Source organism: Streptomyces sp. MCA2, from assembly GCF_023544705.1.
In the GTDB taxonomy this organism is placed as follows: domain Bacteria; phylum Actinomycetota; class Actinomycetes; order Streptomycetales; family Streptomycetaceae; genus Streptomyces; species Streptomyces decoyicus.
Genome location: NZ_JAMJFM010000006.1, coordinates 39,530 through 52,386 on the forward strand (window position 1 = coordinate 39,530; position 12,857 = coordinate 52,386).

Consider the following 12,857-nt stretch of genomic DNA (forward strand, 5'->3'; position numbering starts at 1 on the left):
GGCCGGCTCCGGCACGAGGGGCCGGGCTCAGGCGTGACAAGCCATCGGCACCCCGCCGTTCATCACCGTCATATCGCCGAATCCGGCCACGAGGTCGAGCGGGGCACCGGGGGCCACGCCCGCCAGCTCCGCGTACGCCCGATGCAGATTCGCCACCAGCCGCTCGCTCTCGGCCAGCTCGGCGAACGGCCCCAGGTCCGCCTCCCGGGCCACCTCCAGCGGCGTACGGCCGGCCGCCCGCCCCTCCTGCGCCAGCCGGCCGACGAACCGCAGATAGCGCTCGATGCCGTCGTACACCTCGGGGCCGGTCACCGGGCCGTGGCCCGGGACGACGGTGACCGCGTCGAGGGTGCGCATCAGCTCCAGCGCCCGCAGCGATCCGGTCAGCGACCCCATGAAGACGAACGGTGTGCCGCCGTGGAAGACCAGATCGCCGGCGAAGACGATGCGCTGCCGGGGCAGCCAGACGAGGGTGTCGCCGGTGGTGTGCGCCACGCCCGGATGGATCAGCCGCACCTCGATGTCGCCGACGTGCAGCGCCAGCTCGTCGGTGTAGGTGATCTCCGGCGCCGTCAGACGGATGTCGCCGTAGTCCACCTGCGGCCACACCGCATGCAGCTGCTGCCCGGCGGCCAGCAGCTCACGGCGGCAGGAGGCGTGCCCGATGACCGTCGCCTCGGGTGCGAAGACGCCGTTGCCGTAGGTGTGGTCGCCGTGGTGGTGGGTGTTCACCACCATCCGGGGGGCCGGCGCGCCGCTCTCGGCGATCCGGCGGCGCAGCAGACGTGCCCGGCGCTCGGTGGCGGCGGTGTCCACGACCAGGGTGGCGTTGCCGTCGGTGACGAAGCCCGCGTTGTTCAGGCACCAGCCGCCATCCGGCTGGATGAAGGCATGGACGCCGGCGGCGAGTTCGGTGAGGTAGGGCTCGGGGAGGGTGGGGCGCTCGGCGGCTGCCGAGGTGTCCGTGGGCGAGGCGTCCACCCGGGAGGCGTCCGTGGGCGTCGCGGCGCCGGGTGGTGGCGCGGCGTCCGGGCCGGTGGCGCCGGGCCCGGAGGTCCGTGCCGCCGTCTGCGCCGCCGAGGCCTGGGCCGGCGTGTTCCGTGCTGCCGAGTCGCGCATGCGGGTCGTGTCCCCTCGTCCGATGGTCCCTCATTCCGCCGCGGCCGAGGCGGGGATGGGGCCCGCTCCGGGAACGCGAGGGTCACGCCACGGTATCTCCGCCGCCGGTCACCGGTGACGCCGCGCCCCGGCTCAGGGCCCCGGCCGCACCAGGAGCACCGCGCCGCACAGCGCCAGCGCGAGGGTGCAGCCGACCAGCAGCAGTGCGGTCCGCGGCGGCAGACCCGGCGGACGGCCGGTGCCCAACGCCTGCATCCGGTGGTGCGAGAGCGCCACGAACGCGATCCACAGCAGCCCCATCAGCACCGCCAGAACCACCTCCACCGGCCCCGGGGCCGCGCTCCCAAGCAGCTGACGCACGGCCAGCACCGCCATCGCCGTGGCCGACAGGGTCGTACGCCGCCACGCCATCCGCGTCCGCTCCGGCTGTAGCCCGGGGTCCCGGTCGGGAGCCGGCCGCGGCGGCCCCGCGTCCGGCCGCGCTCCGTCCGCCATCGGCTAGTTCGTCCAGCCCAGCAGGACCAGCACGACCACTGCCACCGCCAGAAGGCCGACGCCCAGCGCCAGCGCCGTGGGGAAGCGGGTGACCGGCAGATCCCCGCCGCGCCGCATCGCGCGTTCGCAGCGCACCCAGTGATTGACCGCCCGCAGCGCACACAGCGCGCCGCCCACCAGCAGGACGACGGTGAAGGTCACCCGCAGCCCCTGATGCAGCCGGGGCAGGAACTGGTCCACCGCGAACCCGCCGCCGATCAGCGCCAGCCCGGTGCGCAGCCAGGCGAGAAAGGTGCGCTCATTGGCGAGCGAGAACCGGTAGTCGGGGGTCGTGCCCTCCTCGCGGATCCGCGCGGGCGAGAACCACAGCCGTAGGGCCGCGCCGGCCGACCGCAGCGCCTCAGTGAGGATCATGGCCGAAACCCTATCGGCCGGCCCGACCCGTGACCGGGACCCATCAGAGCTCCCCCGCCTCCCGGCGGGCGAGCAGCTGCCGGTACGCGGCGAGTCCGTCCGGCGTCCACGGCCACTCGTCGATCCGCCGGGCCAGCTCCTCCTCCGTCAGGAACGCGGACCAGTCGATCTCCGACTCCTGCGGGGCGACCGGCAGGGTGCAGCGCACCTGGTAGACCGCGGACCACCAGGTGTGCTCGGCGGTCTCGTAGAGGAACTTGAACAGCGGTTCCGGCGGTGCCAGCCCCTGCACGCCCAGCTCCTCCTCCGCCTCGCGCAGCGCCGCCTGGTCATAGGTCTCGCCGGTGCCCACGACCCCACCGACGAACATGTCGTAGTACGAGGGGAAGACGAGCTTCTGCGGGGTGCGGCGGTGGACGAAGATCCGGTCCCGGTCGTCCCGGGCAAGGACGAAGGCGCAGCGGGTGCGCATCCTGCGGGCATATGCCTCGCCGCGCGGAGCCTGCCCCACGACCTGATCGTTCTCATCGACGACATCGAGGATTTCGTCCGCATTGAGCGGTTGCTGATCCGTCATGGGCCCATGCAACCACCCGGGCCCGGGCGGGCACCCACCGGGAAGGGGCACCCACCGGGAAGGTGGGGCCATCGGGAAGATGTGGCCACCGGGGGAAGGGCGCGGCCGGGCCGGGCGGCCCGCTCAGTGCGGCTGGAGCTCCCGTACGTTCTGCGTCCGGCCGGACCCCGGCGGCATCGCCGGATGGCTGCCGATCAGCACGATGCCCGCGACGACGGCGATGATCCCGATCACCTCCCACGCCAGCGCCCCGGCCGTCACCTGGAGCTGGTCGCCGAGGAAACCCACCCCGCAGGCGATACCGGCCAGCGGCTGGGCGGCGGTCAGCGCGGGCAGCGAGAGCCGCAGCGGCGCCGACTCGAAGGCGCTCTGCACGAACACCAGCGCCAGCACACCGAGCACGACGATGGCGTACGGCTGCCAGCTGGTGAGCAGGGCCGACCAGCCGCCCTGGCTGAAATGCTCCCCGCTGATCCGGGTCAGCGCGTCCTGGAGCCCGTAGATCAGCCCCGCCGCGATGCCCAGCAGCGCGGCCTCCAGGCTCACATGCACCCGCTCCCGCTTGGCGACCGCCGCCAGCAGCAACGCGGTGCCCAGCACCATGCCCATGATCAGCCACTGCCACAGATGATCGGGGCTGCGCTCCCCGCCCTGGGGACGCCCGGCCACGATGAAGGCCGTCACCCCGCCCGCCAGCAGCCACAGTCCGGCCCAGCCGCTGCGGCCGAGCCGCTGCCGGGTCAGCCGCCGCGACAGGGCCATCGCGAACAGCAGATTGGTCGCCAGCAGTGGCTCCACGAGAGTGATGTCGCCCATGCCCAGCGCCACCGCGCCGAGCGCCATCCCGACCACCATCAGACCGATACCGGCCAGCCACAGCGGCATCCGCACCAGGTCCAGCAGCAGCCGTACGGACAGGAAGTCCTTCATCGGAGCGCGCTGCGCCGCGGCCTGCTGGAACACGAAACCGAGTCCGAGACAGCACGCCGCTCCCAGGGCGAGCAGTATCACCGTCACGTCACACCTCGTATCGCGCGGGGTGGGGGGATTGCGCCTGAGGATAGTCATCCGGCAGCGGGCGTGGGGTGGCCCTCGTCACCCACCATTCTCCCGCGCGCCCCGGTGTACCGCCCGGTAACGACATGGTTGACGCGGCAGTCGGGTGCGCTGAGGATCGTTCCACCACGGCGGCCGGGGCGCCCGGTGTGCCCCGTTGAGGAGAAGCTGACATGGCGTACGACGCTGATGTGATCGTGATCGGAGCGGGGCTCGCGGGCCTGGCGGCCACCGCGGAGCTGGTGGACGCCGGACGGAAGGTGATCCTCCTCGATCAGGAGCCGGAACAGTCCCTCGGCGGGCAGGCCCACTGGTCCTTCGGCGGCCTCTTCCTGGTGAATTCTCCCGAGCAGCGCCGGCTGCGGATCCGCGACAGCCACGAGCTGGCCTGGCAGGACTGGCTGGGCACGGCCGGTTTTGACCGGCCGGAGGACCACTGGCCGCGCAAATGGGCGGAGGCCTACGTCGACTTCGCGGCCGGCGAGAAGCGCTCCTGGCTGCACCGGCAGGGCGTCCGGCTCTTCCCCGTCGTCGGCTGGGCCGAGCGCGGCGGCTATGACGCGACGGGGCACGGCAACTCCGTGCCCCGCTTCCACATCACCTGGGGCACCGGGCCCGGTCTGGTCGCCCCGTTCGAGCGCCGGGTGCGGGCCGGGGCCGCCCGGGGCCTGGTCGAGCTGCGCTTCCGTCACCGGGTGACCGGGCTCTCGCGCACCGCGGGCAGCGTGGACACCGTCAGCGGCGAGATCCTGGAGCCCTCGGACGCCGAGCGCGGCAGTGCCAGCAGCCGTGAGGTGGCGGGCGCCTTCGAGCTCAAGGCCCAGGCGGTGATCGTCACCTCGGGCGGGATCGGCGGCAATCACGCACTGGTACGCGCCAACTGGCCCGAGCGGCTCGGCAAGCCCCCGCGGCGGATGCTGTCCGGGGTCCCCGCGCATGTGGACGGCAAGATGCTGGGCATCGCCGAGGCGGCCGGCGGCCGGATCATCAACCGGGACCGGATGTGGCACTACACGGAGGGCATCGACAACTGGAACCCCATCTGGCCGCTGCACGGCATCCGGATCCTGTCCGGACCGTCCCCGCTGTGGCTGGACGCCCGCGGCAAGCGGCTGCCGGTCCCGCTGTTCCCCGGCTTCGACACCCTCGGCACGCTGGAACACATCATGCGGACCGGGCATGACCACACCTGGTTCGTGCTCACCCAGAAGATCATCGAGAAGGAGTTCACCCTCTCCGGCTCGGAGCAGAACCCCGATCTGACCGGCAAGAGCATCCGCGGGGTGCTGGGCCGGGCCAGGGCCGGCGCGCCGGGCCCGGTGCAGGCGTTCATGGACCACGGCGCGGACTTCATCGTCGAGCGTTCGCTGACCGATCTGGTGCGGCGGATGAACGAGGTGACCCAGGAGACGCTGATATCGGAGGAGGCGCTGCGCGGCGAGATCGTGGCGCGGGACCGGGAGATCGCGCACTCCTTCACCAAGGACCTCCAGGTGACCGCGATGCGCGGGGCCCGGAAATACCTCGGCGACCGTCTGATCCGCACCGCCGCCCCGCACCGGCTGCTCGACCCCAAGGCCGGCCCGCTGGTCGCCGTACGGCTGAACATCCTCACCCGCAAGACGCTCGGCGGTCTGGAGACCGACCTCTCCTCGCGGGTGCTGACCGAGGGCGGCGAGCCGCTGCCCGGTGTGTATGCGGCGGGCGAGGCGGCCGGGTTCGGCGGTGGCGGGGTGCACGGCTATCGCTCGCTGGAGGGCACCTTCCTCGGCGGCTGCCTGTTCTCCGGACGGATGGCGGGGCGGGCGGCGGCGCGGTCGGTGTCCTGACGCTGGCCGGGCGGGGCGGCGGCGAGGCCGGTGTCCTGACACTGGCCGAGGCGGGCGGATCCGGCCATTCCCTTTCTCTTCTTGACGCGGAGCTCTGCGTACCGCTTTGCTGTGGGTGATGACTGGTGCGGACCAAGCCATCACCCTCTGTAGAGGCGTGCGCGGATCCGACCCCCTCCCACCGAGGACGACTCGGTGCGGTGAGACGGCCGGTGCGGCGCGCCATGGAGCCCCTGACCCGTGATTTCGATTTCTCCTGCGCCACCGCCGCCGTCCCTCGGACGCACCCGCTGCCCGGGTGCCCCGGTGCTCGCCCCGGCCCTGGACGACACCCAACTGGCCATCGCCGCCGAGGCGTTGGCGCTCGGCCAATGGGCCAGGGTGCGCACCCTGCTCGCCGCGACCGGCGAGGACTGGGATCTGCGCGGCCACCGATTAACCGTCCTGGCCACCGGACCCGGCAGCGCCGCCTGGGCCGGCGACTGGCAGCTCGCCGAACCGGACAGCGGCGACGCGGCCACCCTCCTCGCCCTCGCCACCGTCCATCTCGCCCTGCGCGGCGAGAGCAGTGCCGAGGCCGCCGCCAAGGCCTGTGCCACCGCCGCCCGGATGCTGCCCGACGACCCCACCCCCTGGCTCGGCGCGCTGATCCTCGCCCGCCGCACCGGCACCCCGGACGCCCGGGAACACGCCTTCCACCAGGTACGCGCCCGCCACCGCGACCACCACCACGCACACCACCTCATGACGGCCTCCCTGGCCGAACAGTGGCCCGGTGCCACCGACGACCCGCGGCACCCGGCCCACGCCTTCGCGGCCCGCGCCGCGGCACGCGCCCCCGCCGACTCCCCGCTCGCGCTCCTCCCCGTCGTGGCGCACACCGAGCGCTACCGCGTCCTGGCCGCCGCGGGACTGGCACCCCCCGACCCCGCGGACTGGGGCCCCTGGTCCACCCGGCGCGCCCGGCAGGTCCTCCAGGGCGCCGTCGACTGGTGGCTGGAATGGGAGGGCGAGGAGCATCCGCGCCGGAAGATCGATCTCAACTTCCTGGCCCATGCCACGTTCCACCAAGGGAGGATGGCCGAGGCTGCCGCACTCTTCGGGCGCATCGGCCCGTACCCCACGCGCGCACCGTGGTCGTACCCGGGCCGCGACGCCGAAGGCGCCTTCCGGGCCGCACGGGCCACGGCCCTGCGCCGGGCCGGGGACGCCGCCCCGTGACCCCGCGGCGCTGATGACGAAAGTCTGACGCCGGGGCCCGGACGCTGGCCCCGGGGCCCGCCGGGTGCTCGAATCGAAGCGTGACCAAGGACGTGAATCCTGCCCGCACGGCGGGCGGCGGCGAGGACGGGCGGGGCACCCCCGTGGGCCGTCGTGTGGTGCTCGGCATGCTCGCCGCGGGGGCCGCCGGCGTCGCCGCGGCCCCCTTCCTCCAGAGCGCCTACGACGACACCCTCGGTGCCGCCGCGCAGAAGGATCCCACCGGCCTGTCCGGTCTGCTCCCGGGCGGCGGCGGCTTCCGCTACTACTCGGTGACCGGCTCCGTACCGGAGAAGACCGCACGCACCTACCGCCTCACCATCGACGGCCTGGTCCGTCACCGCACCAGCTACCGCCTCGCGGACCTGCGGCAGCTGCCGCAGACCCGGCTCGTCCGCGATGTCCAGTGCGTCACCGGCTGGCGGGTGCCCGGCACCCCCTTCGAGGGCGTACGCCTCGCCGAGCTCCTCGACGCCGCGGGTGTCCGCCCCGAGGCCAAGGCCGTCCGCTTCACCTGCTTCGACGGCGCCTACAGCGAGTCCCTCACCCTGGAACAGGCCCGCCGCGACGACGTCCTGGTCGCCCTGCGGATGCAGGACAAACCGCTCAGCCATGCACACGGCGGTCCGGTGCGCCTCTACGCCGCGCCCATGTACTTCTACAAGTCGGCGAAGTGGCTCTCCGGGATCACCGTCACCGACCATGTGCAGCCCGGATACTGGGAGAACCGCGGATATGACATCGACGCCTGGGTCGGCCGGTCGAACGGACGCGACGATGCCCCGACCACCTGAGAGCCCGTCCGGGCCCGCCACCGCGCGCCCCCGCCTCCGGCGCTTCACTGCCACCGAACACCAGGTGCACCGCGCCACCGCCACCTTGATGGCCGTCTGTGTCCTCACCGCGGGCTGCCTCTATCTGCCCTTCCTCGCCGAACTGGTCGGCCGCCGCGCCCTGGTGGCCACCGTGCACGAGTGGTCCGGCATCCTGCTGCCCGTCCCCCTGCTGCTGGGCCTCGGCTCCCGCGCCCTGCGCGCCGACCTCACCCGCCTCAACCGTTACGGCCCGCACGACCGCCAGTGGCTGCGCGCCGCACTGCGCCGCCGAGGGGGCCGCCGGGCCGGAAAGTTCAACGCCGGACAGAAGCTCTACGCGGCCTGGATCGCCGGCGCCGTCCTCGTGATGCTCGGCACCGGCCTGCTGATGTGGTCCACCCTGCCCCAGGCGCTCGGCCTCACCCGGGCAGGGGGGACCCTGGTGCCCGTGGTCTGGCGCACCGGCGCGACCTTCGTCCACGACTGGCTCGCGCTCGCCGTGGTCATCGTGATCGCCGGCCATGTCTGGAAGGCGTTCGGCGATCCCGAGTCCCGCCGCGGCCTGCGCACCGGCTCCGTCGACGCCCAATGGGCCCGGCGCGAGCATCCGTTGTGGGCGGACGGGGCGGACGGGGCGGACGGGGCGGACGCCGTGGACGGGGTGCATGGCGGGGACGACGGCGACGAGGACGGACGTGGGGGCGAGGGCAAGGAGGTTGCCTGAAGGCGGTCCGGGTACGGCAGTTGCCGCGTCCGGGAGCTGTTTCACGGGACACTCGGCCGCAGATCTGCCGCCACGCCGCATACTCTCGGGGAATGGACCGCTACGAGGGCACGGCACACCTGGAGTGGTGGGCCAACCGCTCCACTTGTCCGGCACGCATACCCGTCAGGATCGTCCCGGCGGCCGGCAACGGCACCTGGAACGCCACCGCGTCGCCCCCTCTTGACCGCGACGCGAAGGAAGACCTCCAGCTGCTCATCGACGCCGGACCGCACTTCACCCTCCGCTTCGACGACGACGCGGCCACGGAGGTGGAGGTGGCGCACTCCGGAGACGTCAGCCAACTCCTTCTGCGTAGTGGCGCCACATCGGGCACCGGCGCCACATCAGACACCGGCGCATGACCGGGCGGAGCCCCGGGCTGCTGCGCCGCCATCGTGACTTCCGGCTGTTGTGGTGCGGCGAGACGGCGGGGAAGTTCGGGACGGCGGTCAGCAATGTGGCGATGCCCCTGGTGGCGGTGTCCACCCTCCATGCCCCCACCTTCGCGGTCGGGCTGCTCAGTGCCTGTACCTGGCTGCCCTGGCTGCTCATCGGCCTCCCGGTGGGCGTCTGGGTGGACCGGCTGCGCCGCCGCCCCCTGATGCTGGGCGCCGCCGGACTCTCGCTGGTGCTGTTCGCCGCCGTACCTGTCCTCGCCCGGTACGGCGGGCTCAGCCTCGGCCTGCTGATCACCGTGGCCCTGCTGACCGGTGCGGCAGCGGTGGTCTTCCAGACCGCCTACAGCGCCTACCTCCCCGCCCTGCTCGCACCGGCCGACCAGCCCGAGGGCAACGCCAAGCTGCACGGCAGCGCCTCCGCGGCGCAGATCGCGGGACAGGGGGCCGGCGGCCTCATCGCCCAACTGGCGGGCGCGGTCAACGGGTTGTTCGCCCACGCGGCCACCTTCCTCATCGCCCTGCTGTGCCTGCTCGGCATCCGGCACCGCGAACCGCGCCCGGCTCCCCGGGACGCGCCGCGGGCACTGACCGCGGAGGTCGCCGAGGGACTGCGCCTGGTGGCCGGCGACAAGTGGTTCCGTACGCTGACGCTCTTCGGCGCGGCCTCCAACCTCGCGCTCATGGGCTACCAGTCGATGGCGGCGGTCTTCCTGGTCCGCGAGGTCGGTCTGTCCCCCGGCACGGTCGGCGGGGTGCTGGCGCTGGCCAGTACGGGCGGAATCGCGGGCGCTTTCCTGGCACGACGGGCCGCCGACCGGTTCGGCACGGCCCGTGCCATGCTGCTGTGCGAACTGGGCCTGCCCGGAGCCGCGTTGCTCATCCCGCTCGCGGCCCACGGCGCCGGGGCACTGCTCTATGTCGCGGGCAGCTTCGGTGTCTCCGCCGGGGCGGTGGCCGGAAACATCCTCAAGGCGAGCTTTCAGCAGCGCTACTGCCCGCCGGCCCTGCTCGGCCGGGTGATCGCCAGCAGCTCCTTCGTCAACTACGGCACGCTGCCCCTGGGCGCGCTGCTCGGCGGTGCCCTCGGCTCCACCCTCGGCCTCCGCCCGGCAATGTGGATCATGACCGCCGGTGTGCCGCTCGCCGCCCTGATCCTGCTCTTCTCGCCGGTGGGGTCCGTCCGCGACCTGCCGACGCGCCCTGCGGGGGAGGAGCAGCGGGAGCCCGGCGAGGGCGGCCCGGATCCCGAGCGGCGTGACGGCCCGGACTCCGAGCAGGGCGACGGGCCGGGCCCCGGTACGGAGGAGGGGCGCGACGGCGCGCCGGCACGGCGCTGAGGCACCCCGGGCGCCCGTACACTCAAGTCGGTGGCTCCGCCTGCGGGTCTGTTCGTTCAGGCCGGCGGCGGCTCCGCCCGCGGGTCCGTACGTTCAGGCCGGCGGCGGCTCCGCCTGAGAGCCGGTCCGCCGCTCCGGCCGTGGCTCCGTCTGCCGCTCCGCCGGCGGGCCCGTCCGCTGCTCGGTCTGCGGCTCCACCTGCTGTTCCGCCGACGGCAGTTCGACCTCGAAGCGGCAGCCGGAGGCGGTGTTGCGTACCGTCGCGCGGCCCTCATGGGCCTCCACGATGCCGCGGACGATCGCCAGGCCCAGCCCGGCGCCGCCCTTGCCGTCCGCGCGCGGGGTGCGTGCCGCACCGCCGCGCCAGCCGGTGTCGAAGACCCGTGCGAGATCCTCCGGCGGGATGCCGCCGCATCCGTCCTCGACCGCGAGCACCACCCGGCCCGCCTCGTGCCGGGCGCTGACCGCGACCGTGCCGTCGGACGGTGTCGCACGGATCGCGTTGACCAGCAGATTGCCCAGTACGCGGGTGATCTGCTGGGCGTCCACCCGCACCGGCAGCGGTACCACCCCGCCGTCCACCAGCCGCACTCCGCTCACCCGCGCCAGCGGCCTGGCGCCCGCGAGCGCATCGTCCACCAGGTCGTACACCGACACCCGTGACAGCGTCAGGGCCAGCGCCCCGGCCTGGATACGGGACAGTTCGAAGAGGTCGTCGACCATCGCGGCCAGCCGGTCCACCTCGATCCGCATCCGGGCGTGGTAGCGCGCGGTGTCCTCGGCGACCCCGTCCTCCAGCGCCTCGGCCATCGCCCGCAGCCCGGCGAGCGGGGTGCGCAGATCGTGCGAGATCCCGGCGATCAGATCGCGGCGGGAGGCATCCAGCGCCCGCTCCCGCTCCCGTGCCGCGGCGAGCCGTCCGCTGGTCTCCTCCAACGCCCGGGACAGTGCGGCCAGTTCGGCGGTGGGCGGCTCGGCGGGCGCCACGAAGCCGCCCTCGCTGCCGACCGTACGGGCCGAGCGCGCCAGCTCCCGGCTGCCCGCCGCGATCCGCCGCCCGAAGAGCAGCGCGGCCGCCAGCGACACCACCCCGGAGACGGCCACCACGGCCATCACCACGCCCAGGTCGTGCCCGGACAGGAACATCGCCTGGGCGACCGCCACGGTCCCCGCCGCCATCGCGGCCACCGCCAGCGCCGCCACCGCGAACAGCGACAGGGCGACCGAGCGCCGCCGCAGGGCCCGTACCGCGGGCGCGGCGAGCAGTCCCGCCAGCGCCGCACCGAGCGCCGCCAGCGCCACGATGACCAGGAAGTCCGTCATGGCCGAAGCTCACCTCCCGGCAGGGGCCCGGCGTCCGGCGGCTCCTCGTCGCCCAGGGGGTCGAAGCGGTAGCCCGCGCCCCAGACCGTCGTCACCAGCCGTGGCGCGGCCGGATCCTCCTCGATCTTCTCGCGCAGCCGCCGCACATGCACGGTCACCGTGGACAGATCGCCGAATTCCCAGCCCCAGACCCGGTGCAGCAACTCCTCCCGGGAGAAGACCTGTCCGGGGTGGCGCATCAGAAAGACCAGCAGGTCGAACTCGCGGGCGGTGAGGGAGAGTTCCCGTCCGCCCCGGTCGGCGCGCCGGCCGCCGGGGTCGGCGCTGAGCTCCCCGGCCCGCAGTACGGAGGAGGGCGCGGCGGCCGGCGGCGCGGCCTCCGCCCGGCGCAGCACCGAGCCGATCCGCAGCACCAGCTCCCGCGGGCTGAACGGCTTGGTCACATAGTCGTCCGCGCCCAGCTCCAGGCCGAGGATGCGGTCCGCCTCCTCGCCGCGGGCCGTCAGCATCACCACCGGGACCGCGGGGCCGTTGCCGGCGCGGCGCAGCCGGCGGCACACCTCCAGGCCGTCGATGCCCGGCAGCATCAGATCGAGCACGACGAGATGCGGACGGAACTCCGCGGCCCGGTCGAGGGCGGCGAAGCCGTCGGCGGCGTGCTGGGTGGTGTAGCCGGCGCGGGAGAGATAGCCGGTGACGACCTCGGCGACGGTCGGATCGTCCTCGACGACCAGGACGCGGCGCGGCGGCCCGTTGAGCGGGGCGGGCGGGGGCGCGGATGGCGGTGTGGCGTGGTGCACGGGATCAGCGTGCCATTCCGGGGAGGGAGGTCATGGTCCCAGCCAACACCAGGACGCGCGGTGGCGGGCGGCCCGGTCCGCTGTCGTAAGAATCCGGTAACCGGGGGCGGTGTCCTTCGGAGGTGACGACGGGGGGCCTGGCCGGACCGGACCCGGCCGGGGTGCGGCAGGGGCGGGCGGGGGCGCGGCCGGGGCGTGGTGCCTCAGCTCTCCAGCCCCTCCCGTACCCGCCGCGACACCGTGATCGCGTACAGGTCGAGCACGCCCGGGGGTTCGGCGAGGCCGGGGCCTCCGGCGCGGATCCAGGCGGCGATGTCCGCCAGCGCCTCGTCGTCGTTGACCAGCCCCAGCCAGACGGGACGCCCGCCGGCCGCCCGGCCCGCGGGCGACGGCTGGACCACGACCACATTCGCCTGGTCACAGACGTCCAGACACTCCGAGGCCCGCACCGGGGCCGCGCCGTCGAGCGCCGCGCGCAACTTCGGTATCTGCCCGGCGTGGTCGACGCCCGGGATCTTGGCCGCATCACCGCAGCAGCAGCCGCGGCATACGGTGACCCGGCACGGGGTCGCGGTGGCTGCCCGTTTGGCAGGCTTGTCGATCATCCGGTTCATGCTACGGGGACCGAATGCGGGCACGACGCCGGGAGGGGAGCCGGGTGCGAGGCC

14 protein-coding genes are annotated in these 12,857 nt (G+C 73.8%); 6 read left to right on the forward strand and 8 right to left on the reverse strand.

Annotation, left to right across the window (positions count from 1 at the left end):
- Positions 1–27: 27 nt before the first annotated feature.
- The 5 genes from M8I34_RS06640 to M8I34_RS06660 form a co-directional block, all read right to left on the reverse strand.
- Entirely contained in the window at positions 28–1,119 is a 1,092-nt protein-coding gene (locus M8I34_RS06640) for an MBL fold metallo-hydrolase (protein WP_250048331.1), read from the reverse strand.
- 132 nt (positions 1,120–1,251) lie between these two features.
- Entirely contained in the window at positions 1,252–1,614 is a 363-nt protein-coding gene (locus M8I34_RS06645; RefSeq protein WP_250048332.1) for a DUF202 domain-containing protein, read from the reverse strand.
- A gap of 3 nt (positions 1,615–1,617) precedes the next feature.
- Entirely contained in the window at positions 1,618–2,028 is a 411-nt protein-coding gene (locus M8I34_RS06650) for a YidH family protein (RefSeq protein WP_244415793.1), read from the reverse strand.
- Between the two features lie 43 nt (positions 2,029–2,071).
- Entirely contained in the window at positions 2,072–2,605 is a 534-nt protein-coding gene (locus tag M8I34_RS06655; RefSeq protein ID WP_250048333.1) for an NUDIX hydrolase, read from the reverse strand.
- A gap of 123 nt (positions 2,606–2,728) precedes the next feature.
- The gene (locus M8I34_RS06660) at positions 2,729–3,622 is read right to left on the reverse strand and encodes a DMT family transporter (protein ID WP_250048334.1); all 894 of its coding nucleotides are present in this window, start codon (positions 3,620–3,622) and stop codon (positions 2,729–2,731) included.
- A 212-nt stretch (positions 3,623–3,834) separates the two neighbouring features.
- On the opposite strand from M8I34_RS06660, the gene M8I34_RS06665 reads away from it, so the two are divergent.
- From M8I34_RS06665 to M8I34_RS06690, 6 genes are all read left to right on the forward strand, one after another.
- A complete protein-coding gene (locus M8I34_RS06665; RefSeq protein ID WP_250048335.1) occupies positions 3,835–5,490 on the forward strand; it encodes an FAD-binding dehydrogenase in 1,656 nt (551 codons plus the stop codon).
- Positions 5,491–5,739: 249 nt separating this feature from the next.
- On the forward strand, positions 5,740–6,711 hold the full coding sequence (locus M8I34_RS06670; protein WP_250048475.1) for a hypothetical protein: 972 nt from the start codon (positions 5,740–5,742) through the stop codon (positions 6,709–6,711).
- Between the two features lie 80 nt (positions 6,712–6,791).
- Positions 6,792–7,544 (forward strand): molybdopterin-dependent oxidoreductase, encoded by a 753-nt coding sequence (locus M8I34_RS06675; protein WP_250048336.1) that lies wholly within the window; start codon positions 6,792–6,794, stop codon positions 7,542–7,544.
- Positions 7,528–8,289 carry a cytochrome b/b6 domain-containing protein gene (locus M8I34_RS06680; RefSeq protein ID WP_250048337.1) on the forward strand — a complete coding sequence of 254 codons (762 nt, stop codon included), beginning with the start codon at positions 7,528–7,530 and terminating at the stop codon, positions 8,287–8,289. The genes M8I34_RS06675 and M8I34_RS06680 overlap by 17 nt, the downstream gene beginning before the upstream one ends.
- Positions 8,290–8,381: 92 nt before the next feature.
- Positions 8,382–8,693 (forward strand): hypothetical protein, encoded by a 312-nt coding sequence (locus tag M8I34_RS06685; RefSeq protein ID WP_250048338.1) that lies wholly within the window; start codon positions 8,382–8,384, stop codon positions 8,691–8,693.
- A complete protein-coding gene (locus M8I34_RS06690) occupies positions 8,690–10,066 on the forward strand; it encodes an MFS transporter (RefSeq protein ID WP_250048339.1) in 1,377 nt (458 codons plus the stop codon). Before M8I34_RS06685 ends, M8I34_RS06690 begins: the two co-directional genes overlap by 4 nt.
- A 93-nt stretch (positions 10,067–10,159) precedes the next feature.
- Here the strand turns inward: M8I34_RS06690 and M8I34_RS06695 are convergent, their stop codons facing one another.
- From M8I34_RS06695 to M8I34_RS06705, 3 genes are all read right to left on the reverse strand, one after another.
- Complete coding sequence (locus tag M8I34_RS06695) at positions 10,160–11,389, reverse strand: sensor histidine kinase KdpD (protein ID WP_250048340.1); 1,230 nt, start codon at positions 11,387–11,389, stop codon at positions 10,160–10,162.
- Entirely contained in the window at positions 11,386–12,189 is an 804-nt protein-coding gene (locus M8I34_RS06700) for a response regulator transcription factor (RefSeq protein ID WP_250048341.1), read from the reverse strand. Before M8I34_RS06700 ends, M8I34_RS06695 begins: the two co-directional genes overlap by 4 nt.
- A gap of 203 nt (positions 12,190–12,392) precedes the next feature.
- Positions 12,393–12,794 (reverse strand): (2Fe-2S) ferredoxin domain-containing protein, encoded by a 402-nt coding sequence (locus M8I34_RS06705; protein ID WP_250048342.1) that lies wholly within the window; start codon positions 12,792–12,794, stop codon positions 12,393–12,395.
- Between the last annotated feature and the right edge of the window lie 63 nt (positions 12,795–12,857).

Bases quoted from the DNA above. Each gene is read 5' to 3' on its own strand.
- M8I34_RS06640 (WP_250048331.1), bottom strand. From the start codon at position 1,119: ATGCGCGACTCGGCAGCACGGAACACGCCGGCCCAGGCCTCGGCGGCG.
- M8I34_RS06645 (WP_250048332.1), bottom strand. From the start codon at position 1,614: ATGGCGGACGGAGCGCGGCCGGACGCGGGGCCGCCGCGGCCGGCTCCC.
- M8I34_RS06650 (WP_244415793.1), bottom strand. From the start codon at position 2,028: ATGATCCTCACTGAGGCGCTGCGGTCGGCCGGCGCGGCCCTACGGCTG.
- M8I34_RS06655 (WP_250048333.1), bottom strand. From the start codon at position 2,605: ATGACGGATCAGCAACCGCTCAATGCGGACGAAATCCTCGATGTCGTC.
- M8I34_RS06665 (WP_250048335.1), top strand. From the start codon at position 3,835: ATGGCGTACGACGCTGATGTGATCGTGATCGGAGCGGGGCTCGCGGGC.
- M8I34_RS06680 (WP_250048337.1), top strand. From the start codon at position 7,528: ATGCCCCGACCACCTGAGAGCCCGTCCGGGCCCGCCACCGCGCGCCCC.
- M8I34_RS06685 (WP_250048338.1), top strand. From the start codon at position 8,382: ATGGACCGCTACGAGGGCACGGCACACCTGGAGTGGTGGGCCAACCGC.
- M8I34_RS06690 (WP_250048339.1), top strand. From the start codon at position 8,690: ATGACCGGGCGGAGCCCCGGGCTGCTGCGCCGCCATCGTGACTTCCGG.
- M8I34_RS06695 (WP_250048340.1), bottom strand. From the start codon at position 11,389: ATGACGGACTTCCTGGTCATCGTGGCGCTGGCGGCGCTCGGTGCGGCG.
- M8I34_RS06705 (WP_250048342.1), bottom strand. From the start codon at position 12,794: ATGATCGACAAGCCTGCCAAACGGGCAGCCACCGCGACCCCGTGCCGG.